Consider the following 23,632-nt stretch of genomic DNA (forward strand, 5'->3'; position numbering starts at 1 on the left):
GCTATTTTCCCTTGAAGGTCGGCTTTCGCTTTTGCATGAGGGCGGCGACGCCTTCGGCGCAGTCTTCGGTCGTGATCGCCTGACGCTGCAGCATGGCTTCATACGCCATGGCGTTTTTCAATCCGTCCTGCGCCGCGGCGCGAAAACTACGCTTGGTCAGGGCCATGGCGACAGGCGCACGGGCGGAAAGACTCTCCGCCCAATTGAGCGCATTCGCCAAAACATCCGTATCTGGAACAACCTTATTGACGAGGCCCCATTCCTGCGCGCGGCCCGCATCAATTTTTTCCGCTTCAATGGCAAGCTGATAGGCGCGCGCATAGCCGATCTCACGCGTTAACAAAAACGATAACCCTCCGTCGGGCACAAGCCCTATATTGGCGAAGGCGCTCATAAGATAAGCGCTCTCGCCCATGACGCGCAGATCGCATGTCAACGCTGTCGTCATACCGATGCCGGCGGCGGGGCCGTTGATGGCGGCGATCACAGGCTTAGGCGTCGACTGAAGAATGTTCAAGAACCCGCCATATTCCGCATTCAGAACATCTTCCACATTGGTCATCTCATCGACGGCGGAAACGTCAGCGCCTGCGCAAAAAGCGCGCCCTTCCCCGGTGAGAACGACGACGCGCACCGCATTGTCAGCTGACGCCTTTGCCAGAGCGCCGGTCAAATCCGCTCGCATCGCCCGGTTGAAAGAATTGAGCTTCTCTGGCCGGTTCAGCGTGATCAGCGCAACGCCGTCTTTCGCAGTTTCATAGGTTACGGTCATAAAGCCATTCCTGTCGCTAAGGGCCTGAAATTAGACCCATCATGCCGCCTGCCGCCGGTGATTGCAAAACTCCTGCGCAGTGCTAAGCCTGTGCCGAAAGTGAAAAAGGAGCGCCCCCATGACCGTTGAGAAATTCTTCCGCGAAGAAGGCTATATTGGCGGCGAATGGCTTAGCAGCTCAAAGAAAATTGCGGTGACAAATCCCGCCAATGACAAAACCATCGGTCATGTTCCTGACTTCGGCCGCGAGGAAGCTCGCGCCGCGATTACTGCGGCGGCGAAAGCTTTCCCAAGCTGGCGCGCGACAACCGCCGACGAACGCGGCAAACTTTGCCGCGCTTTTTATGAAGCGTTGATGGATAACCAAGATGCGCTTGGCGAACTCCTGACCATGGAACAGGGAAAGCCGCTCACTGAGGCTAAGGGCGAGATCGCCTATGGCGCCGCCTTCTTCAAATGGTTCTCTGAAGAAGCCGTGCGGATTTATGGCGACGTCATCCCCTCGCCCTGGGCCGATAAGCGCATTGTCGTCACCAAAGAACCCGTGGGCGTGGTCTGTTCGATCACGCCGTGGAATTTCCCGAATGCGATGATCGCACGCAAGGCGGCCGCGGCGCTCGCCGCCGGCTGTCCCATTATCTGCAAACCGGCGAGTCAGACGCCTTATTCGGCATTGGCGCTAGGCGTGATCGCCGACGAGATCGGCCTACCCAAAGGCGTCTTCTCCGTCATTACCGGCGAGGCGGCGCCGATCGGCGAGGAGTTTTGCGACAACCCGTCGGTCGCCAAGATCACCTTCACCGGCTCCACCGGCGTCGGCAAAAAGCTCGCAGCGCGCGCCATGGGCAATATGAAGCGCGTCTCCATGGAGCTCGGCGGCAATGCGCCGCTGATCATTTTCGACGACGCCGATCTGGACCGCGCCGTCGAGGGCGCTATCGCCTGCAAGTTCCGCAATGCAGGACAAACCTGCGTCTGCGCCAACCGCATTCTCGTTCAGGCTGGCATCTATGACGCCTTCGCCGAAAAATTCGCAAAGCGAGTCGCCGCCATGAAGGTCGGCGACGGCATGGAAGCGGGCGTTGAACAGGGACCCATGATCGAAGAAAAAGCCCTCGAAAAAGTCGAAGAACATATCAGCGACGCCGTTTCAAAAGGCGCCAAAGTCGCCCTTGGCGGCGAACGCCACAAACTTGGCGGCACCTTTTTCGAGCCGACCGTCCTCACCGGCGTTACGCCCGAAATGGTGATCGCGAAAGACGAAACCTTCGGCCCTGTGGCGCCGCTGTTCAAATTCGACAGTGAAGAAGACGCGGTCAGGATGGCCAACGACACCGAGTTCGGTCTCGCCTCTTATGTCTACACAAACGATCTTGGCCGCGCCTGGCGCGTGATGGAGGCGCTTGAATATGGCATGGTCGCCATCAATGAAGGCATCCTGTCAACGCCGGTCGCGCCGTTTGGCGGCGTCAAGGATTCAGGCGTTGGCCGCGAAGGCTCGAAATACGGGCTCGAGGATTATCTCAATATCAAATACGGCCTGTTCGGCGGGCTGGGGAAGTAGCGCGCCTAAAGCCGGTGATGCTTGAAGACATCGACGAACCACTCGCCAAGCGTTGCCGCTTCCTTATCGACATCGTGGCGTTCTTCAATGCGGCGGCGGCCTTCGGCGCCGAGATCGCGCAGTTTTTCCGGCGATGCGGTCAACGCCTCGCGCATGACGTGGACAAGCGCATCGCCGTCGCCAGCGGGAATAATCCAGCCGCAGCCTTCATCGACAAGTTCCGGAATGCCGGCGATATAGGTGGAGATCACCGGTCGCCCGAGCGCCAGCGCCTCCATAATGACGACGGGCAGGCCTTCGGCGTAACTCGGCAACAAAAACGCGCGCGCGTTCTTCACCGCGTCCCGGACTTTAAGATTCTCCATCCAGCCTGTTATCTCAATCTGATCGCCAACGCCAAGGCGCGCAATTTCGGCTTCGATTTCCGCGCGGCTTTCGCCGTCGCCAATCAGCGTAACTTGCATGTGCGGAAATTCGTCGCGCAGGGCGGCGACAGCGGCGGGCAACTGCGCCTGTCCCTTTTGCGGACATAGCCGTCCAACACAGACCAGCGTTTGATTATCCGGCGGCGGCGTCGCTTCGAAGCCCGAAAGATCGAGGCCGCAATGAATAATCTTGATCTTCTCCGCCGCCTTGATCGACGAGAACCGGATTAGTTGCGATTTACAGAAATTCGTGATCGCGGCGATGAAGGCCGCATGCTCGATCTTCGCCGGAAAGTCGAGCAGCGGCGCATCGGTGAGTTCGTCTGGCCCGTGCACGGTCGCGCTGTAGGTTGGCCCGCCCATGATCCTCGCCAGCATCGCGACCGCCGTTGAGTTGGTCAGGAAATGCACATGTACATGGTCAATATAATCAGCCTCGCAACGCTGACGGAAATAGCAGGCTTCCATCAGATAGGCGGCGTGACGGATGACGCCGCCGCGCGCATGCTTCAAAAGCGACCACCACGGCCCAAGGGCCTTCACAAGACCGCCTGTGTTGGTCGTCAGCTCACGGAAGAACGCCTTGAGAAGACCCCCGGCGTTGCCGCTGAGGATGTAATGGGTGCGATCGATCTCCGCGATGTCGAGCGGGTCAACCAACTTGCCGTCCCATTGGCGCAGCGCGTATCGCGTGACATTCATCCCGCGCCGCTCATGGGCCTCGATCTCGCGACGGATAAACGTCGTCGAGGTCAGCGGATAGGTGTTCATGAGATAGGCAATATTGGGTTTGTCAGTCACAGGGGCGTCGCTTAGTTCGGGCAAACAAAAAGGCGCGTTGGATTCGCGCCTTTTTGCCACTTCGAAATGAAGAATTCCTTGTCGATTATCTAGGCCGCAGAGCGGAAAGTCACGATTTTCGTCGGGTTCGCAGGCGGTTCGCCGCGTTTAGCCGTGTCCACATGCTCCATGCCTTCCACGACCTTGCCCCAGGCCGTGTACTGGCCATCGAGGAAGGAGGCGTCGTCAAAGACGATAAAGAACTGGCTGTTGCCGCTGTTCGGGTCTTGCGCCCGCGCCATGGAGCAGACGCCGCGCTGATGGCTTGTGTCGTTGAACTCAGCCTTAAGGTTCGGCTTGTCGGAGCCGCCTGTGCCGTTACCGCGCGGACAACCCATCTGCGCCATGAAGCCTTCGATCACACGATGCAGGGTCAGGCCGTCGTAAAAGCCCTCATCGGCAAGTTCGGTGATGCGCGCCACATGACCCGGCGCCTTGTCCGGATAGGTTTCAATGACAACTTCGCCCGTATCTAGGGTTAGGATCAGTTTATCGCTCATAGTTCGAGTTCTCCTTCCGCTTTCACGGGCACTTTGATTTCACAGATGTCCTTGACGAAGCCGTCATCGGAAAGATCGCCATCCGCTTTCAGATAGTCGGTGAAGGTCGCGCTGTCCGTCTTCAGGACTTTGATGTCTTCGCGCTCGGACGCGGGGATATCCGATCCGATACGCATACGGATAATCGGCGTCGGACGTGAAGGCGGTTCGCCGCGCACAATGCGCCGCGTGGCTTCAAATCCGTCGACGATCCAGCCCCAGCCCGTATAGCGCTGGTCGAGATTGAGACGCGAGTCGCCGATCATCAAAAAGAACTGGCTGTTGGCGCTGTTCGGATCTGTGGCGCGCGCCATGGACATGACGCCCGGGCAATGCACCGGCCAGACGTCAACGCGCCCACCTTTGAGAAAGGTGCGCAAGCCTTCCGGCGCGGCGGCGGCAGGCATGCCGTTCACATAACCTAGACGCGGCGCCATGCGGTCACGGCCAATTTCATGAAACCCTTCGACTTCGGCGCTGTCGCGCGTGAATTCGGCTTTAAGGTCAGGCTTGGAAGACCCGCCGGTGCCGTCCCCTTTGGGATCGCCGCCCTGGGCCATGAAACCTTCGATCACCCGGTGAAAGGTGAGACCGTCGTAAAAGCCTTCGCGCACAAGCTCCTTGATGCGCGCAACGTGGCCGGGGGCGAAATCAGGCCGCAGTTCGATCACCACCTGGCCGGACGGCAGGTCCATATAAAGAGTGTTTTCCGGATCGAGGGAACGCCAGTCGCTGTCAGGGGCGTTCTCGATGATCGAACGCGGGGTCGGCTTGTTCTCGTCATCGTCATCCGCAAAGGCTGGCGAAACCGCCGCGAGAGCGAACGTCATAACGCCCCAACCTATTGATCCAAAACGCATATAAACTCCCTGTCGTAACTCGCCCCGAGCAGACTTGGGCACCATATAAGGCGCCCCCGCCGAAAATGCGAACCGGTTAGCTGGAAAATTTGGCTTTAAGGGCCGTCGCCACATGGCCGGGCACGAAAGAGGAAATCTCGCCGTCAAGCCGGGCGATCTCCTTCACCAGCCTTGATGCAATCGACTGATACCGGGCGTCCGCCATCAGGAACACTGTTTCAATATCGTCATTGAGGGCCTGATTCATCCCCACCATCTGAAACTCATATTCAAAGTCCGATACGGCGCGAAGACCGCGGATGATGATATTCGCGTTCAACTCCTCAGCGAATTTCATCAACAGCGTTTCAAAAGGAACGACCCGGATGGGCGTGCCCGTCGCCTTAGAGATGCGCGCCATTTCCTTTTCGACCATGGCGACGCGTTCCTGAAGGGAAAAGAGCGGGCCTTTGTCGCGATTGATAGCAACGCCAATGACGAGTTCATCGACCAGCTTCACCGCCCGCTCCACGAGATCGACATGACCGAGTGTCAGCGGATCAAAAGTGCCGGGATAAAGACCGATGAGGTTGGTCATTATTCTTCGCCGCCTCCGCCGTCAGTCTCGCCCTCGCCTTCTTCTTCATCGCCGTCCACATCCTCAACGCGACCAACCGAGACCACATGCTCGCCCTCGCGCGTTCGGAAGATGGTGACGCCTTGCGTGTTGCGGCCTGCGACGCGAATGCCGTCCACCGTTGTGCGGATCAATTGCCCGCCATCGGTGACAAGCATCAGCTGGTCCGAGTCCTCGACCGGGAAGGCGGCGACCACAGGACCGTTCCGGTCCGTCGTCTGGATGGCGATTATGCCTTTGCCGCCGCGGCCGGACGTTCTGTACTCATAGGACGAGGTCCGTTTGCCATAGCCGTTCTGGGTGACGGTCAGAATAAACTGTTCGCGCCCGCCCATTTCCGCGACGCGGTCAGGACTGATCGCCACATCAGGCGTTTCGGTGTCTTCGGGCTCCTCCGCATCGGCCTCGCCCGCCGCGCGGCGCATGGCGGCCGCGTGTTTCAGATAAGCTTTCGCTTCTTCCGAGGTCGTCTCCACATGGTGCAGGATCGCCATGGAGATAACGTGATTGTCCTTGTCCAGCCGGATGCCGCGCACGCCGGTGGAAGTGCGGCCCGCAAAGACGCGCACCGTATCCACGGGGAACCGGATGCACATGCCGGACGCGGTGGTCAACAGCACATCCTCATCTTCACGGCAGACCTTCACGCCGACAAGGCGGTCGCCTTCATCGAGCTTCATAGCGATCTTGCCGTTGCGATTGACGCGCTGGAAGTCCGACAATTTGTTGCGGCGGACATTGCCTGACTTAGTCGCAAAGATGACGTGCAACTGATCCCACGCCTCTTCGTCTTCAGGCAGCGGCAGAATATTGGTGACGCGTTCGTCCGGTCCGAGCGGCAACAGATTCACAAACGCCTTGCCGCGCGAATTCGGCGTTCCCTCGGGCAGGCGCCACAGCTTCAATTTGTAGGACATGCCCGTCGAGGTGAAAAACAAGAGCGGCGTGTGGGTGTTGCCGACAAAAAGCTGGTTGACGAAATCCTCGTCCTTGAACTTCATGCCCGCGCGGCCCTTGCCGCCGCGTTTTTGCGCGCGATAGGTCGAAAGCGCCGTGCGCTTGACATAGCCCGCATGCGTGACCGTCACGACCATCTCTTCCTGGGCGATGAGATCTTCGTCCTCAACCTCGCCTTCGGCGTCGACAATCTCGGTCCTGCGCGGTGTCGCAAATTCACTGCGCACGCCCGACAGCTCCTCTTTGACAATCGTCAGAACACGATCGCGGTTACGCAGAATGTCGAGATAATCCTCGATCTTCTCCGCGAGACCTTTCAACTCGTCGCCGATCTCGTCGCGGCCGAGCGCGGTGAGGCGCTGCAGGCGAAGATCGAGGATGGCTTTGGCCTGTTCCTCTGAAAGCTTGAGCACATTGCCGTCGCTCATCATGTGACGCGGATCGGCGACCAACAGCACCAGCGGCGCCAGATCCTTCGCCGGCCAGGCCTTGGCCATCAATTGCTCTTTCGCCGTCGCCGGGTCCGGCGCGGCGCGGATCAGGGCGACAATCTCGTCAATATTGGCGACGGCGATCGCGAGACCGACAAGGATATGAGCGCGGTCACGCGCCTTGTTGAGATCGAATTTCGTGCGCCGTGTGATCACTTCCTCGCGGAAGTCGATGAAGGCGGCAAGCACGTCGCGCAGGCTCAATTGTTGCGGCTTGCCGCCATTGAGCGCCAGCATGTTGACGCCGAAACTCGTCTGCAATTGTGAGTGACGGTAAAGCTGGTTCAGCACCACATCCGGCGCAGCGTCGCGGCGCAGTTCGACAACAACGCGAATGCCGTGGCGATTGGATTCGTCGCGTATATCGGCAATGCCCTCGACTTTTTTCTCGCGCACGAGATCGGCGATGCGCTGGACCATCATCGCCTTGTTCACCTGATAGGGAATTTCGGTGATGATGATGCCGTAACGGTCTTTCCTGACCTCTTCGATGGTCGCGCGCCCGCGCATGACCACCGAGCCGCGCCCCAGAAGGAGCCCGGCTTTCGCGCCCGCGCGGCCGAGAATCGTGCCGCCTGTCGGAAAGTCAGGACCCGGAACAATCTCAATCAGTTCTTCGTCGCTGATGTCCGGATTATCGACCATGGCGATGGTCGCGTCGATCACTTCGCCAAGATTATGCGGCGGGATATTCGTCGCCATGCCGACCGCAATGCCGCCGGAGCCATTGACCAGAAGGTTCGGAAATTTCGCCGGCAGCACTGACGGTTCGCGCTCGGAGCCGTCATAGTTATCCTGAAAGGCAACCGTGTCTTTCTCGATGTCGTCGAGAATGGCGCTCGTCACCTTTTCCATGCGGCATTCGGTGTAACGCATGGCGGCGGCCGGGTCGCCGTCGATAGAGCCGAAATTGCCCTGCCCGTCGACCAGCGGCAGGCGCATGGCGAAATCCTGCGCCATGCGCACCAGCGCGTCGTAAATCGACTGGTCGCCATGGGGGTGATATTTACCGATAACATCACCGACAACCCGCGCGGATTTGCGGTACTGCTTGTTCCACGCATAGCCGTTTTCATGCATCGACCACAGGATGCGGCGGTGTACGGGCTTCAACCCGTCACGCGCATCGGGGATCGCCCGGCTCACGATCACGCTCATGGCGTAATCGAGATAGGACTTCTTCATCTCCTCTTCGATGGAGATCGACGCACCCTCGCTTGGGGTTGAAGGCGGGGTTGGCGCTGAATTTTCGGGGATATCGCCGTTGTCTTCGGCCACGTTAAAAACCTTTTGGAATCAGTCGTAAAAGAACGATCCGGCTTAGCACCCGCCCTCCTCAAAGCCAAGCATTTGGCCCGGTTTTCGGGCCCAATAAGCGCGGTTTATCCCTTGGTTTATTCGCGCCGCGCGATGAGCTATCATGAAACCGGGAAGAACATTGGGAGCCTACATGAAGATCGCACAAAATCTTGCAGTAATAACAGCCATTTCAGCGATCTTTCTCGGCGCCTGTGGAAAAAGCGACGGCGCACCAACGCAAACGTCCGCTGCTGCAGCGCCCATGGCGGCGCCTTCCGGATGGGCGGACGCTTCCGCTGACCTCGTCAATGTCGATGGGGAAAAGGCCGGTGAAATCGCCCTCAAGGACACGCCCCATGGCGCGATCCTGATCCGGGTTTCCATCAGCGGCCTTTCCGAAGGCTGGCACGGCATGCACCTTCACCAGATCGGCGATTGCAGCGACGGCGCCGCAGGATTCAAGGCGTCAGGCGGCCATATCAATCCGGAAGGCAAGGAACACGGGCTTTTAAATCCGAACGGCTATGAAGCCGCTGACCTGCCGAATATTTACGCCGGCGCCGATGGCGTCGCTGTGGCATCGCTCCTGAACACTTCCTTGTCGTTAAGCGATGGCGGTCCGCTTCTCGATGCGGATGGGTTTGCGGTCGTGGTTCATGAGAATGCAGACGATCACATGACGCAGCCAATCGGCGGCGCCGGTTCACGCGTCGCCTGCGCGGCGTTTTCTCTCGGGGAATAAATTCAGGGGTTAGTGGCGTAAGGGGGGATGAGATGACAGAAACAGACAGCTTCAAGCTCAACAGGCGAAAATTACTTGCGAGCGCAGCAGGGATTGGCGTGAGCGCGTCCCTGCCCGCACATGCGCTGAACCCGATCCTGCCTATGGGCGCCTGGACGCCGCTGGCGTCGATGCCGTTCCCGGTGCAGGAAATTTATCCGGCGCCGTTCCGTAAATCCTCCGATCCCGGACCATCATTGAAACCGAAACCGTTGGACCTTCTCGTTAATGCGGGCGGTCTGACGCCGGACATGCCTTATCGAGTCACGGACCAGGTGACTTTCTATGACCCCGCTTATGACGCCTGGGGGTTCGCGACGCCTCTGCCCGAACCGCGCCACCATATCGCGCTCGTCAATAATAACGGCTTTCTCTACGGCGTCGGCGGATTCGCGCGGAACGCCGCCGGCGGCTGGCAAATGCGCTCGCAATGCTGGCGGCTCACCGACTTGAAAGGGCGGTGGGAGGCGATGACGCCCATGCCAGGCCCGCAAGCCGAAAGCGCCACTGTTTCCTTCAATGGCTTTATTCATGTGGCGGGCGGGCGCTCGCCTATAGGCAGCGCCAATCTCGAATGGCGCGATCACATCGATACCGATCAGCATTGGTATTTCGATGCAGGCGACAATCGATGGCGCGCGCTCGCGCCGATGCCGACAGCACGTAACTCCACAGCGGGCGTCGTCGCCAATGGCGTCTTCTATGTTATCGGCGGACGCACGGTGAATGGCGGCAATACGAATGTCGTCGAAGTCTACGACCCGCTTTCCGACCGGTGGGAGGCGGCGCGGCCCATGCCGAAAGCGCAAGGCGGACTTGCGGCGGCGGTGCTGAACGGAAAAATCTACGCCTTTGGCGGTGAATATTCACAACCGGAGCCCGGCGTGTTTCCGGAGGTCTGGGAATATGACCCGGACACCGATCACTGGCGCGGCGTCTCAGCGATGACCCATCCCCGTCACGGCCACGGCGCCGTCGCGCTGGGAGAAGCCATTTATGTTCTCGGCGGCGGCGAACAATATAGCGGCCGTCAAACCAGTGCGGTGCTGGACAAGTTCGAGATCTAACAACATTGCTTACTTACCGCCCCGCACGTTCTGACGAAGCCTCCGCCCTGTCCGAACTCTGCATGACGTCAAAAGCCTATTGGGGCTATGACGCGGCATTCATGGGTGCTTGCCGCGCGGAATTGACGATCACGGCGGCGGATTTCGAAAGCTCGCAAATTCAGGTCGCTGATAAGGGCGGAAAACTCGCTGGCATGGCGCAGCTTCAGATTGAAGGAGCAACTGCGGAACTCGACAAGCTTTATGTTCATCCGAATTTCATCGGCGCCGGGATCGGCCGCGCGCTGTTCGAATGGGCGGTGCGCCAGGCGCGCGATGCCGGCGCCAAGGTCATGACTATCGACGCCGATCCCGACGCCGCGGCGTTTTACCGGCGCATGGACGCCGTCGATGACGGCGCTTCGCTATCCGGCTCGATTCCCGGCCGGTTTTTGCCGCGCCTGCGTTTCGATCTCGGCGCCCTCTAACGGCTGACGGCGATGATGACGCCCATACCGCAGCCAGCGATGAGGATCGCCATAGGAATGAGCAGAACCTGCAGCATTGCCTCGCGCCCCGTCACAATCCCGGTCCAAGTTTCGAAAGGCTCGCGCAAAAACGCCGCAAAGGATTTGTCCTCTGCTGGATCAACGCGGCCGCCCACGCGGCTCAACATGAACGGCGTCCCCATATAGGCGGCGAGATAAACGGCGCTGATCGCCACCATGAACAAGGCCTCCCGGTCGCCCTGAAAGGCCAGCCAGAACACCGCGAGCAGCGCCGCGTAAACGAGCGCCAGGCTTTTGAAGACGCCGCCGTGCATGGTCGTGTTCGGCCGCGTCATTTTGACGAGACTTATGGCGGGCGCCACCCTCTCTTTACGATCAACATCGAGTTCCGCCTCCATCAGGCCCGTTTCCATCACTTCCGCAAGCATCGCCATGACAGTCATCCTTTTCATGTATTTTATATACATCTTTTATATTGCCTTCGGCGACAATATCCAATATATATAATACATCTTTTAGGAGCGACAATGCGCCTCAACCTGCAAACCGATTACGCCCTGCGCCTGCTGATGCATCTTGCAGTTAACGAAGACCGCCTCTGCACCATCGCCGAAGTGGCCGCGCGTTATGACATTTCGAAAAACCACCTGATGAAAGTCGCGCATCTTCTCGGCAAGGAAGGCTACATCGAAACGGTCCGCGGCCGCACTGGCGGGCTCCGACTGGCGCACGCTCCCGTCACGATCAATGTCGGCGACGTCGTCCGGCGCACGGAAGCGGATTTCGCGATCGTCGAATGTTTCGAGGGCGGCGCCGGCGAATGCCTCATTACCCCGTCATGCCGCTTGAAATCTGTTTTGAACGAAGCAGTGAAGATGTTTCTCGCCGCGCTTGATCACTACACGCTTGACGATCTCGTGCGCCGCAATGCGCGCCTGCGCCTGTTGCTCGAAGAGGAGGCCGCCTGATGGAAACCCGCATTCGCACCACCGAAGAGCGCCGTCAGGAGATCGCTGCCGCAGCGACGAGAATGGGCATAGACGAGGACTATATCTCCAACCTCGTCGATACGTTTTACGAGCGCGTGCGCGCCCATCACCTGCTCGGCCCGGTTTTCGATGAGACCATCAGCGACTGGGGGCCGCATCTTGCCAAGATGAAGGATTTTTGGGCGTCGGTTGCACTCAACGCCGGGCGCTATTCCGGAAAGCCGGTCCCGAAACACAGGGCGCTGACATCGGTTCAGCCCTGGCATTTCGATATCTGGCTGGGGCTGTTCAAGGCGACGCTCGACGACACCGCGCCGTCGCCTGAGGCCGCCGCCTATTTCATCGAGCGCGCAGGACGCATTGCCGAAAGCCTCAAACTCGCCATGTACGGCCAACCAAGTCTCGGCCCGAAGAAAATACAAGGCGGCTAATGATGCTCCAACGCCTTCCGGATGGGCTTGTGAAATATGGCGGCACGCCGGTGTTCACGGAAAAGACCGTGCCGGTAAAGCTTTTGCGCGCTCATGACACAAAACCCGGCGTCTGGGGCAATCTCGTTGTTCTCGACGGCGCGCTCGACTATGTCATTCCAGGCCCGCCTGAAGAAACGGCGCGCATTAAGGCAGGCGATTCTGGAATTATCGAACCGGAAGTGAAGCACTATGTGAGGCCCCTCGGACCCGTAAGTTTTCACGTAGACTTTTATCGAACAGCGGCGCCTACTCCTAAAGGAACCTAACGAGGTATTCCTCCCATGTTGACCGCGGGTCATGGCGGGGCCAAAAGTTCCGCATGACCATCCTGATTACAGGTTCTTCCGGCCATCTCGGCGAAGCGCTCTGCCGAACCTTCAAAGCCGAAGGGCGCGCGCATATCGGCGCGGATATCAAACCGGGGCCGTTTACCCATCAAGTCGGCGATCTTGCCAATGCAGAGTTCGCGCAGCAGATAATGAAGGGCGTGAGCAGTGTTCTGCACACCGCCACGCTGCACAAACCCCATGTGGCGACCCATTCGATGCAGGCCTTCATCGACACCAATGTGACGGGCACGCTGAACCTCCTTGAAGCGGCGGTTCGCGAGGGAGTCGATAGTTTCATCTTCACCAGCACCACCAGCACCTTCGGCGAGGCGATGCGCCCGCCCAAAGGCGCGCCTGCCGTGCTTGTCACCGAAGATCTGGCGCCAATCCCGAAAAATATTTACGGCGTCACCAAGCTCGCGGCGGAAAATATCTGCCGGCTCGTGCATAAGAAACACAAACTCCCCTGCCTCATCCTGCGCACCTCACGGTTCTTTCCCGAGCAAGATGACAACGCTGCGATCCGGGGCGGTTACGAAGACCTTAACGCAAAAGTCAATGAACTGCTCTATCGCCGCGTTGATATCGCCGACGTAGTTTCTGCGCATCTGGTCGCGCTCGACCGCGCCAATGACATTGGTTTCGGCCGTTACATCATCAGCGCGACGACGCCGTTTTCAGCCGCCGACCTGCCCGATCTTGGCCGTGATGCGCCGTCCGTTCTAAAGCGCTATGCCGATTACGAAGAAGAATACGCCCGACGCGGCTGGCGCATGTTCGAAACGCTCGACCGGCTTTATGTGAACGATCTCGCGCGGTCTGAACTCGGCTGGAAACCTGAAATCGACTTTTTCACCGCGCTGGAGCGTCTCAAACGCAATGACAGCCCGTTCAGCCCCCTAAAAGACGCTATCGGCGCAAAGGGCTATCACGACGAAGTTTTTGAGGACGGCCCTTTTCCGGTAGACGAATAGCTTCAAAGTTTGGTCAGCTTGCCGTCCTTGAAGTCATAACCATCCGGCGGCCCATAAACTTTCCAATAGTCGACAAAACCGAGCCGCGTCGCGATATTCATAAAGCGCGGATCGGCGCGGAACGGCTCCATCTCCTCAAGCCAGATCACGGCCCAGATCATGCCGACCGCCCCCTCTTCCTCAAGCGTCGCGACTATGCGATCCGTCCATTCATAGGCGCCGTCGATATCCCCCAGCATGGTCCGCCACAGCATCATGCGCTTGTAGTTGATCGGCGTAATGCCAAGGCGTTCCGTAACGCCCGGATCGTAGAGAAGTTTCAGCGCCTGTTCGCGTCGGCTTTCGTCACCGAACGCGAGATAAGCCTCCCGCACCGCGAGCGTGACGCCGCCAGAGAGTTCATGCGGCGGCATGCTCCCGAGAACGAGATCGGCGGCTTGGTCATAACGGCCGTTCCGCGCCGCCATGAGCGCGAGCACATCGCACATCGGGACGGAGTTTTTCAGATGGCCCAGCTCCATCGCCCGCGCCGCGAAAAGCTGCGCCCGCTCCTCGTCGCCTTCGGAGATATAGAACATGGCCATGGTGACAAGCAGAAACGGCGCCAGCGGGAACGACTGATAGGCTTCCTGCGAAATCTGTATCGCCCGGCGGACCTGGCCGACATTGCCAAAGACAATCACCGACATTGCATTTGCGAGCATCGGATCACGGCCGATCTCATACGCCATGCGCATATGCCCCTCGGCCTCGCAGAGTTTTCCTGTAAGGGCGTAGAAGGTGCCAAGCGCGCCATGGCCGGCTTCGTTTTGCGGATCAAGCGAGAGCGCACGTCGCGCCTCCTTCTCAAGTTCTTTCAGTCCGGCCCGCGTCGGCTTGATGTAAGAAAGGCCGAACCCCCTGGCGCGGGCAAGCCCCGCCTGCGCGCCGGCGAAGTCCGGATCGCGCTCCAGCGCCTCACGAAAAAGCTCGATGGCGGCGGGAATATCTGCATCGTTATTTCGAAGCAGATACTCGCCCTGAAGATAAAGCCGATATGCCTCATGGTCCTTCGGACGCGCTCGAAGGCGCCTTTTCCTGGAGACCGGCGCATTCAGATGGGTTTGCATCGCCTCAAGAATGGAGAGCGCCAGCTCGTCCTGAAGTGCAAAGACGTCCGTCATGTCGCGGTCGAATGTGTCTGACCACAAATGAAATCCCGAAACGCCATCAATAAGCTGCGCTGTGACGCGCACCCGCTCGCCGGCTGCGCGCACGCTTCCTTCGAGAACCGCATCAACGCCTAGATCTTCCGCGATCTGCCGCACATCGATGTTCCGGCCCCGATAGGCGAAACTCGACGTCCGCGACGGCGCCTGAATCACTGTTGTTCGCGTTAATAGATTAATGATCTCTTCCGCCATGCCGTCGGAGAAATATTCCTTCTCCGGATCGCCGGTAAGATTGGCGAAAGGCATGACGGCGACGGAAACGCGGACTTTGTCCAACGCAGGCGCCAGCGGTTTCGCCGCAGGCGTTGCCTCATCTGCAGACACATTGATATCGTCCGGCGCAACAACGGAAACGTTGGCCACGAAACGATAGCCCCTGCCCGGCGCTGTCACGATAAAACGGTTGTCGCCCGTCTTGTCGCCGAGCGTTCGGCGCAACGTGGAAATGTTTTGCGAAAGGCTGTTTTCCTCGACCGTCACATCCGGCCAGACCGCGTCGATCAGCGCGTTTTTCTCGACCAGTTCTCCGGCGTTCTCCACCAGATACAAAAGCGTGTCGAAGACCCTCGGAGCCAGGGGAATCGTCTTGCCCGCCCCGTCCATAAGCGTCCGCTGGGTTGAATCCAGCCGGAATCCGCCAAATTCGTAGACCTCAGCCGCCAATCTCGCCCCTCTCATCAGATCTGATCAGAACTGATCATAGCCTGACCAATGAACGATCAGACGGAAAATCGCAATCTCTGGAGGACTTCAGGGACAGCCAGCCCGGCGGTCCGCACAGAAAAAGGGAAGAGAACCATGAACCGCTTTGAACTGATCGATAATATTGAGATGATGGAACTCGGCCTGTTGGCCGCAGCCGATCCGAAATTCGCGGAACAGCTCGTTGAAGAATTCCTCGCCAGCGAAAAAGCCCGGAAAGGCGAAGCTTCCAATACCAGCGCAGAGAATAAGGTCGGCGTCGCCGCCTAATCGTGATCCACGGGCAGGCAATCCGCGTAAACCGGGTTTCCGACAACTTGCCGGCTCATCCAGGCCTCACCGGCGGCGACACAGTCATCTTCATTGTCATAAACGCCGATAATTTCGGGTTCGCCGGTCGGCGCAGGTGAAAGATATCCCTGCGCCGTCCATTCATGCACGACATGATGCTGGGTTGCGCATGCGGATGCAGCGCAAGTCAGCGCCAGGATTGTTGCAACGCGAAAATATGTCGCCGCCCGCCGCGACAAACAGAAATCGCTTTCATCGCGCATAATGTCTCTCCCCTGTTCCGGTGTTGTTATACAACATCAACAGCGCGGCGAAAAAACGGCGCCCGAAAGAAGCATCACCACAGGATTTGGTGGCAAAGATACGGATCAAACACAAAAGGCGCCATTGGCGATACTCAACCAGGCGCTTGCTCACCCCGTAGCAGCAATGGGCGCCGCGCGCGACGTAAAAGAAACGGCGCCGGAATGATGCACAAAAATAAAGCCCCGGCGGTGTTCGCGCCGGGGCTTTTGGCGAAAAGCAACTCATGATCCTGAGATCAAAGAGCTGAATTCTGTTTCTACAAACGCGAAACGCGTCCGGTATTCTGTTTGCGAAGCGCCCTCCGCTGCCATCGGCCCGCTTACTTAGCGATACGCCGGCCCGATGAAATAGCCCCTCTGACTGCGCTTTTTCCGTGCTTCAAAACACGTTCAGCGCGAGCGGCGGAGCGAAAACCCTTGTAAAATCAAGAAGCTCGCGCCCTTTTCAGCGTTTGAAGCCTACTTGCGCTTGGTGCGGCGCTTGGCCGTTTTGCGCTTAGCAGTCTTCCGCTTGGCAGGCGCCTTACGCTTGGCGGTTTTCCGCTTCGCTGTCTTGCGCTTGGCGGTTTTCCGCTTTGCAGTCTTCTTCTTGGCCGTTTTGCGCTTGGCCGTCTTACGCTTGGTGGTCTTTTTCTTTGCGGTGGTTTTCCGCTTGACCGCCTTGCGCTTCGTCGCCTTACGCTTTGTGGCTTTTTTCTTTGTCGTCTTGCGCTTGGCGGCTTTGCGTTTTGTAGCTTTACGCTTCGCCGGCGCTTTTTTCTTCGTCGTCTTACGCTTTACAGTTTTACGTTTCGCGGTTTTCTTAGCCGCTTTCTTCTTGGTCGTTTTTCTTTTGACCGCCATGGTTCACCTCCGAATCATGTGTCGAAAGCGAAAACATAACTCAATTTACTAAAAAAGTATTCTATGCATGCGTTGTTAAACGCATGCATGCGCATTTTTTTGCGTTTTTTGATTCGTTTTGGCGTTTTTTTCGCGATTAAAACGGAATGTCGTCGTCTAACTCGTAACTTTGTCCGCCTGAAGAACCTCCTCGTTCGGACATTCCGCCTGCATCACGGTTTGAGTCGCGATCAAAACTTCCGCCGCCGCTTCTTCCATCGAGCATGACGAGCGTACCGTTGAAACCTTGCAATACTACTTCGGTTGAGTAGCGGTCATTGCCGTTTTGATCCTGCCATTTACGCGTTTGCAGCTGGCCCTCGATGTAAACCTTGGAACCTTTCTTCAAATATTGCTCTGCAACACGAACAAGGCCTTCGGAAAAGATCGCAACCGTATGCCATTCGGTTTTTTCACGGCGTTCGCCGGTGTTTTTGTCTTTCCAGCTCTCGGAAGTCGCAATCCGCAGGTTGCAAACAGAGCCGCCGTTTTGAAATTTGCGCACTTCCGGATCGGCGCCGAGATTGCCTATCAAAATGACCTTGTTGACGCTGCCTGCCATATCACTCTCCTGAAATCTGAATTTTCAAAGCTAATCGCGCGGATTCGGCGCGCGCTCAATGATTGGTTCTCCCCATGAATGAACCCGGGAAGGAACGTTGTGCGGCGGACAAATGTTCACACCTTGTTCTTGCTGTCAACGTCGATATATAGAGACGCTGACATCCCGCTTCCTGTCCGCCCCTATATATAAAGTGACAACAGCTTCCCCCATGAGATCGGAAATATGAGTTCGAAAACCATCCGCGTCGCCGGCGCACGCGAACATAATCTGAAAAACATCACACTGGAGGTGCCGCGCGACGAGTTGATCGTCATGACGGGCCTGTCAGGTTCCGGCAAATCATCCCTCGCCTTCGACACTATATATGCTGAGGGACAGCGGCGTTATGTGGAAAGTCTGTCCGCTTATGCGCGTCAGTTCCTCGAATTGATGCAGAAGCCGGATGTCGACCAGATTGACGGTCTCTCCCCTGCTATTTCCATCGAACAGAAGACCACATCGCGCAATCCGCGCTCCACGGTCGGCACCGTCACCGAGATTTACGATTACATGCGCCTCCTCTGGGCGCGCATCGGCGTTCCATACTCTCCCGCAACGGGCGAGCCGATTTCTTCCCAGACAGTGACGGAAATGGTCGATCGCCTGATGGCGGAAGGCGATGGCGCCCGTTTTTACCTGCTCGCGCCGATCATTCGCGGCCGCAAGGGCGAATATAAGAAAGAATTCGCCGAGCTTTTGAAAAAGGGCTTTCAGCGGGTGAAGGTCGATGGCGAATATTACGAAATCGCAGACGTTCCCGCGCTCAACAAGAAACTCAAACACGATATCGAAGTGGTCGTGGACCGCGTCGTCATTAAAGCGGGCCTTGAATCGCGCCTCGCCGAAAGCTTCGAAACCGCGCTTGAACTCGCTGACGGCATCGCCATTGCCGAGAGCGCCGACAAGAAGGATGCGAAAGGCGCGCCGCAACGCAGCATTTTCTCCGCGAAATTCGCCTGCCCGGTCTCCGGTTTTACGATTGACGAGATCGAACCGCGGCTATTCTCCTTCAACGCGCCCGCCGGCGCCTGTCCCCAATGCGACGGCCTCGGCACGGAAATGATCTTCGATGAGGAGCTTGTGGTGCCCGATGGCGGGCTCGCCCTCAATAATGGCGCCATCGCGCCGTGGTCCAAGGGCACCTCTCCTTATTATGCGCAAACGCTGCAGGCGCTCGCCCGCCACTACAAATTCAAGATCACCGTCCCCTGGGACGAACTCGACGACATCGCCCGCGAAGTCGTCCTCTACGGCACCGACGAAGATGAAGTGAAATTTCTCTATGCCGATGGCGCCCGCAAATTCGAGACGGTGAAACCCTTCGAAGGCGTGATCCCCAATCTTGAGCGCCGCTGGCGCGAGACGGATTCAGCCTGGGTGCGCGAGGAGCTGTCGCGGTTCCAGTCCGTCACCCATTGCGAGGCCTGCAACGGCCAGCGCCTCAAACCCGAAGCGCTAGCGGTGAAGGTCGGCGGGCTTTCCATCTCCGACGCGACGGAGTTTTCGATCAAAAAGGCCGGCGACTGGTTCAACGGCCTCGAAACCAAACTGAACAAGAAAGAAAAGGAAATCGCCGTTCGCGTCCTCAAGGAAATCCGCGACCGCCTCTCCTTCCTCAATAATGTTGGCCTCGATTATCTGACCTTGAGCCGCGCATCGGGCACGCTTTCAGGCGGCGAGAGCCAGCGCATCCGCCTCGCCTCGCAGATCGGCTCAGGCCTAACCGGCGTTCTTTATGTCTTGGATGAGCCTTCCATCGGCCTGCATCAGCGCGACAACGCCCGCCTCCTCGAAACCCTGGTGCGCCTGCGCGATCTCGGCAACACGGTGATTGTGGTCGAACATGACGAAGACGCGATCCGCGCTGCCGACTATATTGTCGATATCGGCCCCGGCGCCGGCGTTCATGGCGGCGAGATTGTCGCGCAGGGCGCAGTCAAGGACATCATGAACGAGAAACAATCGCTCACCGGCGATTATCTCGCCGGGCGCCGCGAAGTGCCCGTTCCCGCCGAGCGCCGGCCGTTCAATAAAAAGAAGTCGATCAAGATCACCGGCGCGAAAGCCAACAACCTGAAAAATGTGAAAGCCGAAATTCCCATCGGCCTTCTCACCTGCGTCACCGGGGTTTCCGGAGGCGGCAAGTCGACCCTCGTGATCGAGACATTATATAAAGCCGCCGCGCGCCGTCTTTATAATTCGAAGGACGCCCCCGCGGAGCATGACAAAATCACCGGGCTTGAGCATTTCGACAAGGTGATCGACATCGACCAGTCGCCCATCGGCCGCACGCCGCGCTCCAACCCTGCGACCTATACGGGCGCCTTCACGCCGATCCGCGACTGGTTCGCAGGCCTGCCGGAGTCAAAAGCGCGCGGATATAAACCGGGGCGCTTCTCCTTCAACGTCAAGGGCGGGCGCTGCGAGGCGTGCCAGGGCGACGGCGTCATCAAGATCGAGATGCACTTCCTCCCCGACGTCTATGTCACCTGCGATGTGTGCAAGGGCGCGCGCTACAACCGCGAAACGCTGGAGGTGAAGTTCAAGGGCAAGTCCATCGCCGACGTCCTCGACATGACGGTCGAGGAAGGCGCCGAGTTCTTCAAGGCGGTGCCGTCGATCCGTGAAAAGATGGAGACCCTGAACCGCGTCGGCCTCTCCTATGTGAAGATCGGACAGCAGGCGACGACACTCTCCGGCGGCGAGGCCCAGCGCGTGAAACTCTCTAAGGAACTCTCCAAGCGCGCCACCGGCCGCACGCTTTATATCTTGGACGAGCCGACAACCGGCCTCCATTTCGAGGATGTGCGCAAACTCATGGAGGTCATTCAGGAGCTGACCGAGAACGGCAACACCGTCATCATCATCGAACACAATCTCGACGTCATCAAACAGGCGGACTGGATTTTGGACCTCGGCCCCGAGGGCGGCGACGGCGGCGGCGAGATCGTCGCGGCGGGCACGCCCGAAGACGTCGCCGACACGGCGGGCAGCTACACCGGCAAATTCCTGAAGCCGCTCCTCAAGCGGAAATCAAAAACACCCGCCAAAACCGCCGCCGCGAAGACAAAAACGACGACGAAGAAAAAGGCGGTGAAACGGAAGGTGGCTTAGAAATATATGCCAAACGCAAGAGTTCTCGCCGAAGCCAAGCTATTTCGAGGAAAACTTACTCTGGGGAGTAAGGATTTCAAAATTCGCTTCAGAGTATCAACTGACTCAAGGCACAATTTAGAACTTGAATTTGAGTCTCCCTCTTCCGCACTCTTGCAGGCAATTCGGACTTTGGACAGCACACCGGGAACTGAGGTGCAGACCTGCTGTCTTATCGGTCGTTCTAGCGATGGGTGGTTGTTCTGGACTGATGATTTTGCTCCAGATCATCCTAATGGCGATGTTCTCTCCGGTGAAATCTATTCCGCTTATGTCTTCAGCCCTGATCACAAATGCTCTGAAAAACTGGTCTTTGAAAGATTTTTTCGAGGCTTCAACTCTTGGGACGGGGTTAGGATTGAAACGCCGTTAGGTGTGGCCGGAATCAGTGCTTCAGCGACTTCCGAAGACCGACAAGCGCTTTCGGCTCGAGTTGCGGTAATCTCGGATGACATTAGCGCCCCACTGGATTGGTGGGCCGAAGCTAGCAAATACCTCTCTTACATCGGTCCTGGAATTTCTTTCATTGATGGCGGTTGGGTTAAGTTTCCAGTCGAACGATTTGCATCGCCCAATGGATCATTATGGCGCTTTCTATCCGTCACATCATCGCCAAGAGAGTTCCCTCCTGAACATTCCTTGAATAACAGCGAAATGTTGAAAACTCTATTTGAATCATATTTTCGTACGCCGCCCTTGGCAGAAAATTTTTGGGACGCTGTAAGCTGGATGTACCTTCCAACGAATAACAACGAAGGTCGTTTTCTTGGTGCGATGACCGCCATTGAATTTTGGCTATCTTCAGAATTTGATGAACGTCAAAATTTTTTACACATGACGAAAAATGAGTTTAAGCCAATATACAAAGCATTGCTTTCAGTCATTAAGATTCTGAATATATCTGATGCAATGAAAAGCGATGCAGAAACGAAATTGCACGACTTAAGGCGTTTTTCACTTCGGCAAAAGACCGCTAAGGCATTTTCTATCAGAGATATATCTCTTGCGGGCATATCCGACGAAGAAATCAAGTGGTTAGTCAAGAGCAGAAATAACCTTGTGCATCGTGGCAAGTGGCTTGAAGATGATGGTTGGGATCTAATTTATCTCGCCAGAGAAATTCTCACGCGCATCATATTCAACGCAATAAATTATAGTGGCACTTACGATAGTTATGTCGGGGGAAATGGTGTCCATCGGCGAAATTTCCCCTCATGTGAAACAGTCACCAATTCGCGTTAGCATCCCCGCAGTCCAAGACACATCCTACAATCACCCCCCTCCGGCCCTTCGGGCCACCTCCCCCGCAAGCGGGGGAGGCGAAGGAGCGTTGAACTTGCGGCGCGCTCCCTCTTCCCCCGTTCACGGGGGAAGTATCGGCGAAGCCGGGGATGGGGGTTGAAAGCTTGCTCGAATAATACCCCCTCCGTCATCCCGGACGCGCTGCAACATGAAATGTTGCTGCGCAGATCCGGGATCTCTCTCGACCAAGCGCAACCCCGACAGCGATCCCGTGTCTGCAGCACGTCATTTCATGCCGCGCCGCGCACGGGATGACGGCGGCTGGCGTCGGAGCGATTGAGGTGACGGGGGACCGCAGGGGGCGCGCGACAGTATAAGGCCATTCCGGACCCCGTGGATAATTTTTCACCACTTTTCTGAAGGCCTTATAGTACGCGGCATCCGGATATGGAGAGGCGGAAGGCCTGCCGTTTCCTTTCGGTCCGGATGCGGCGCGTGAGCCCTCGTCTCTTGGCGGTTCGCCCCTTTGGGAGCGGGCAGCCTTCACGGAAAGAGGCGGGCCTCGCCGGTCGCAGAGCCCGGGCTTTCTGGCGGCTTAACTCTGGCGCGTAAAAACCGTCAGGGGTCGTCCTTACGGCCGGGCCCGCCGGTCCGACAAAACGCCGCTGGCGCGGGACGCGATGCGTCCATGTGCTTTCCTAAAGCGATGAGGATGTTTCGCGTTCCGCGCAGCCTCTCCGCCCTTATCCACTCGCTTTCACCTCGAAAGGCGGTGACGATGGCTCATGCTAGATTGGGCTTTGCGCGCTCGCGCGAGACCAAAAACAGCCTGCCTCACGCGTAAACATTAGTTTGCGGGCGCCGGCCCCGGCGAAACAGCGCCCCATGCTTCAGTGACCATGACATGAGGCCCGCCGGCGACAGATGCAACCCTGGCGTGGGCTGGCGGCGGCCAGCATATCCCAAAGCGGGTGTTCTTCTGTTTCTTGCAGGCAAAACATTGATTTACGTTGACACTGTCGACGCGTAACGCCACCAAGAAAGGGTCATTCAATTGGGGGCATCCATGAAAAGATTTCTTATCGGCCTTGCGGCCGCAATGTTCACCGCGACCGGCGCCAACGCCGCGCTGCTCGTGAGTTATAGCGCAACAGACTATATCTCTTCATCGTCTGGCGGATCGAACGATGGCGGCATGTTCTTCGAGTTCGGGATTGACCCGAGCCCGGGGACTTTGGATGTCTTTGGCGCCTTTCCTTCCATTTTTGGCGATACGCTGATCGCTGCGGATACGGTCATCAATGTTACATCCGGCGCCGGTTTCGATAATTTTGCGAATTTGGCCACTAACGGAACGAATGAACAATTTTTTATAGGCCTCGCAAGAAACATCGGCGGCGCGCCTGTGCAATCTACAGTAGGCTGGGGTCCTGAATCCGGAGTGTTTGGCTCCATGTCTTCGGCAAGCCTCAATGGCATCGACCTTCAGGGGTTCGTTATCACCTCAATCGTTCTCACCATCGAAAACCTCAGTGCGGCGGCGTCTACCTCTGGATACAGCTTTAAATTCGATTTCAAGGTGGATGTCTTCGGCGACGCTGTCGCCTCAGAAGTTCCGCTTCCCGCCGCCGCGCCGTTGATGCTCATGGGGCTCGGCGGGATCGCCGCCATTCGCCGCCGCAAGCGCGCCAACGCGTAAAGCGAAAGACCGGATCAATAGTCGAAAGGGGCGGATGAACTTCCGCCCCTTTTTGTTTGTCGACCTTGGTTGTTTGTCG

General features: G+C 57.8%; 23 protein-coding genes. 13 read left to right on the forward strand and 10 right to left on the reverse strand.

The window, feature by feature from the left end; genetic code table 11:
• Window position 1: 1 nt before the first annotated feature.
• Window positions 2-772, reverse strand: a complete 771-nt coding sequence (locus ACFOOP_RS15430; protein WP_379882023.1) for an enoyl-CoA hydratase/isomerase family protein — start codon at window positions 770-772, stop codon at window positions 2-4.
• A 118-nt stretch (window positions 773-890) separates the two neighbouring features.
• Here ACFOOP_RS15430 and ACFOOP_RS15435 point away from each other — a divergent pair, with 118 nt between their 5' ends.
• Entirely contained in the window at window positions 891-2,336 is a 1,446-nt protein-coding gene (locus ACFOOP_RS15435) for an NAD-dependent succinate-semialdehyde dehydrogenase (protein WP_379882024.1), read from the forward strand.
• Window positions 2,337-2,341: 5 nt separating this feature from the next.
• Here the strand turns inward: ACFOOP_RS15435 and ACFOOP_RS15440 are convergent, their stop codons facing one another.
• The 5 genes from ACFOOP_RS15440 to gyrA all read right to left on the reverse strand — a co-directional run bounded on the left by ACFOOP_RS15440 (window position 2,342) and on the right by gyrA (window position 8,342).
• Complete coding sequence (locus ACFOOP_RS15440; RefSeq protein ID WP_379882025.1) at window positions 2,342-3,562, reverse strand: glycosyltransferase family 4 protein; 1,221 nt, start codon at window positions 3,560-3,562, stop codon at window positions 2,342-2,344.
• A gap of 89 nt (window positions 3,563-3,651) precedes the next feature.
• Entirely contained in the window at window positions 3,652-4,101 is a 450-nt protein-coding gene (locus ACFOOP_RS15445) for a peptidylprolyl isomerase (RefSeq protein WP_379882027.1), read from the reverse strand.
• Window positions 4,098-5,000, reverse strand: a complete 903-nt coding sequence (locus ACFOOP_RS15450) for a peptidylprolyl isomerase (protein ID WP_379882028.1) — start codon at window positions 4,998-5,000, stop codon at window positions 4,098-4,100. The genes ACFOOP_RS15445 and ACFOOP_RS15450 overlap by 4 nt, the downstream gene beginning before the upstream one ends.
• Before the next feature lie 76 nt (window positions 5,001-5,076).
• Window positions 5,077-5,577 carry a pantetheine-phosphate adenylyltransferase gene (gene coaD / locus ACFOOP_RS15455; protein ID WP_379882029.1) on the reverse strand — a complete coding sequence of 167 codons (501 nt, stop codon included), beginning with the start codon at window positions 5,575-5,577 and terminating at the stop codon, window positions 5,077-5,079.
• Entirely contained in the window at window positions 5,577-8,342 is a 2,766-nt protein-coding gene (gene gyrA, locus ACFOOP_RS15460; protein ID WP_379882030.1) for a DNA gyrase subunit A, read from the reverse strand. Before gyrA ends, coaD begins: the two co-directional genes overlap by 1 nt.
• A gap of 172 nt (window positions 8,343-8,514) precedes the next feature.
• Between gyrA and ACFOOP_RS15465 the strand changes: the two genes are divergently transcribed.
• Genes ACFOOP_RS15465 through ACFOOP_RS15475 form a run of 3 tightly spaced genes read left to right on the forward strand, consistent with a single transcriptional unit; the run spans window position 8,515 to window position 10,678 of the window.
• The gene (locus ACFOOP_RS15465; RefSeq protein ID WP_379882031.1) at window positions 8,515-9,105 is read left to right on the forward strand and encodes a superoxide dismutase family protein; all 591 of its coding nucleotides are present in this window, start codon (window positions 8,515-8,517) and stop codon (window positions 9,103-9,105) included.
• Window positions 9,106-9,137: 32 nt separating this feature from the next.
• Window positions 9,138-10,211 (forward strand): Kelch repeat-containing protein, encoded by a 1,074-nt coding sequence (locus tag ACFOOP_RS15470; protein ID WP_379882032.1) that lies wholly within the window; start codon window positions 9,138-9,140, stop codon window positions 10,209-10,211.
• 5 nt (window positions 10,212-10,216) lie between these two features.
• Window positions 10,217-10,678: a GNAT family N-acetyltransferase gene (locus tag ACFOOP_RS15475; RefSeq protein ID WP_379882033.1), complete on the forward strand. Its 462-nt coding sequence runs from the start codon at window positions 10,217-10,219 to the stop codon at window positions 10,676-10,678.
• On the opposite strand, the gene ACFOOP_RS15480 is transcribed toward ACFOOP_RS15475, so the two are convergent.
• Window positions 10,675-11,133 carry a hypothetical protein gene (locus ACFOOP_RS15480; protein ID WP_379882034.1) on the reverse strand — a complete coding sequence of 153 codons (459 nt, stop codon included), beginning with the start codon at window positions 11,131-11,133 and terminating at the stop codon, window positions 10,675-10,677. The two genes, ACFOOP_RS15475 and ACFOOP_RS15480, sit on opposite strands and share 4 nt — an antisense overlap.
• 93 nt (window positions 11,134-11,226) lie before the next feature.
• On the opposite strand from ACFOOP_RS15480, the gene ACFOOP_RS15485 reads away from it, so the two are divergent.
• Genes ACFOOP_RS15485 through ACFOOP_RS15500 form a run of 4 tightly spaced genes read left to right on the forward strand, consistent with a single transcriptional unit; the run spans window position 11,227 to window position 13,464 of the window.
• Window positions 11,227-11,667, forward strand: coding sequence for an RrF2 family transcriptional regulator (locus ACFOOP_RS15485; protein WP_379882035.1), 441 nt, complete (start codon window positions 11,227-11,229; stop codon window positions 11,665-11,667).
• Entirely contained in the window at window positions 11,667-12,119 is a 453-nt protein-coding gene (locus ACFOOP_RS15490) for a group III truncated hemoglobin (RefSeq protein ID WP_379882036.1), read from the forward strand. The genes ACFOOP_RS15485 and ACFOOP_RS15490 overlap by 1 nt, the downstream gene beginning before the upstream one ends.
• Window positions 12,119-12,427 (forward strand): TehB family protein, encoded by a 309-nt coding sequence (locus ACFOOP_RS15495; RefSeq protein ID WP_379882037.1) that lies wholly within the window; start codon window positions 12,119-12,121, stop codon window positions 12,425-12,427. The genes ACFOOP_RS15490 and ACFOOP_RS15495 overlap by 1 nt, the downstream gene beginning before the upstream one ends.
• A gap of 53 nt (window positions 12,428-12,480) precedes the next feature.
• Window positions 12,481-13,464, forward strand: a complete 984-nt coding sequence (locus ACFOOP_RS15500) for an NAD-dependent epimerase/dehydratase family protein (protein ID WP_379882038.1) — start codon at window positions 12,481-12,483, stop codon at window positions 13,462-13,464.
• A 2-nt stretch (window positions 13,465-13,466) separates the two neighbouring features.
• On the opposite strand, the gene ACFOOP_RS15505 is transcribed toward ACFOOP_RS15500, so the two are convergent.
• Entirely contained in the window at window positions 13,467-15,338 is a 1,872-nt protein-coding gene (locus tag ACFOOP_RS15505) for a winged helix-turn-helix domain-containing protein (RefSeq protein WP_379882039.1), read from the reverse strand.
• Window positions 15,339-15,473: 135 nt separating this feature from the next.
• Between ACFOOP_RS15505 and ACFOOP_RS15510 the strand changes: the two genes are divergently transcribed.
• Window positions 15,474-15,647 (forward strand): Rossmann-fold NAD(P)-binding domain-containing protein, encoded by a 174-nt coding sequence (locus ACFOOP_RS15510; protein WP_379882040.1) that lies wholly within the window; start codon window positions 15,474-15,476, stop codon window positions 15,645-15,647.
• On the opposite strand, the gene ACFOOP_RS15515 is transcribed toward ACFOOP_RS15510, so the two are convergent.
• The gene (locus tag ACFOOP_RS15515; RefSeq protein ID WP_379882041.1) at window positions 15,644-15,931 is read right to left on the reverse strand and encodes a hypothetical protein; all 288 of its coding nucleotides are present in this window, start codon (window positions 15,929-15,931) and stop codon (window positions 15,644-15,646) included. The genes ACFOOP_RS15510 and ACFOOP_RS15515 overlap by 4 nt on opposite strands.
• Window positions 15,932-16,502: 571 nt before the next feature.
• Between ACFOOP_RS15515 and ACFOOP_RS15520 the strand changes: the two genes are divergently transcribed.
• Window positions 16,503-16,868 carry a hypothetical protein gene (locus tag ACFOOP_RS15520; RefSeq protein ID WP_379882042.1) on the forward strand — a complete coding sequence of 122 codons (366 nt, stop codon included), beginning with the start codon at window positions 16,503-16,505 and terminating at the stop codon, window positions 16,866-16,868.
• An 84-nt stretch (window positions 16,869-16,952) separates the two neighbouring features.
• Here ACFOOP_RS15520 and ssb read toward each other — a convergent pair whose 3' ends face one another.
• A complete protein-coding gene (ssb, locus tag ACFOOP_RS15525) occupies window positions 16,953-17,417 on the reverse strand; it encodes a single-stranded DNA-binding protein (protein WP_379882043.1) in 465 nt (154 codons plus the stop codon).
• Window positions 17,418-17,642: 225 nt separating this feature from the next.
• Here ssb and uvrA point away from each other — a divergent pair, with 225 nt between their 5' ends.
• The 3 genes from uvrA (at window position 17,643) to ACFOOP_RS15540 (ending at window position 23,553) form a co-directional block, all read left to right on the forward strand.
• Window positions 17,643-20,573, forward strand: coding sequence for an excinuclease ABC subunit UvrA (gene uvrA / locus ACFOOP_RS15530; protein WP_379882044.1), 2,931 nt, complete (start codon window positions 17,643-17,645; stop codon window positions 20,571-20,573).
• A gap of 6 nt (window positions 20,574-20,579) precedes the next feature.
• A complete protein-coding gene (locus ACFOOP_RS15535; RefSeq protein WP_379882045.1) occupies window positions 20,580-21,854 on the forward strand; it encodes a hypothetical protein in 1,275 nt (424 codons plus the stop codon).
• Between the two features lie 1,066 nt (window positions 21,855-22,920).
• Entirely contained in the window at window positions 22,921-23,553 is a 633-nt protein-coding gene (locus tag ACFOOP_RS15540) for a VPLPA-CTERM sorting domain-containing protein (protein WP_379882046.1), read from the forward strand.
• Window positions 23,554-23,632: the final 79 nt, after the last annotated feature.

Origin of the sequence: Hyphococcus aureus (genome assembly GCF_042643165.1) — a bacterium.
Taxonomy (GTDB): domain Bacteria; phylum Pseudomonadota; class Alphaproteobacteria; order Caulobacterales; family Parvularculaceae; genus Hyphococcus; species Hyphococcus aureus.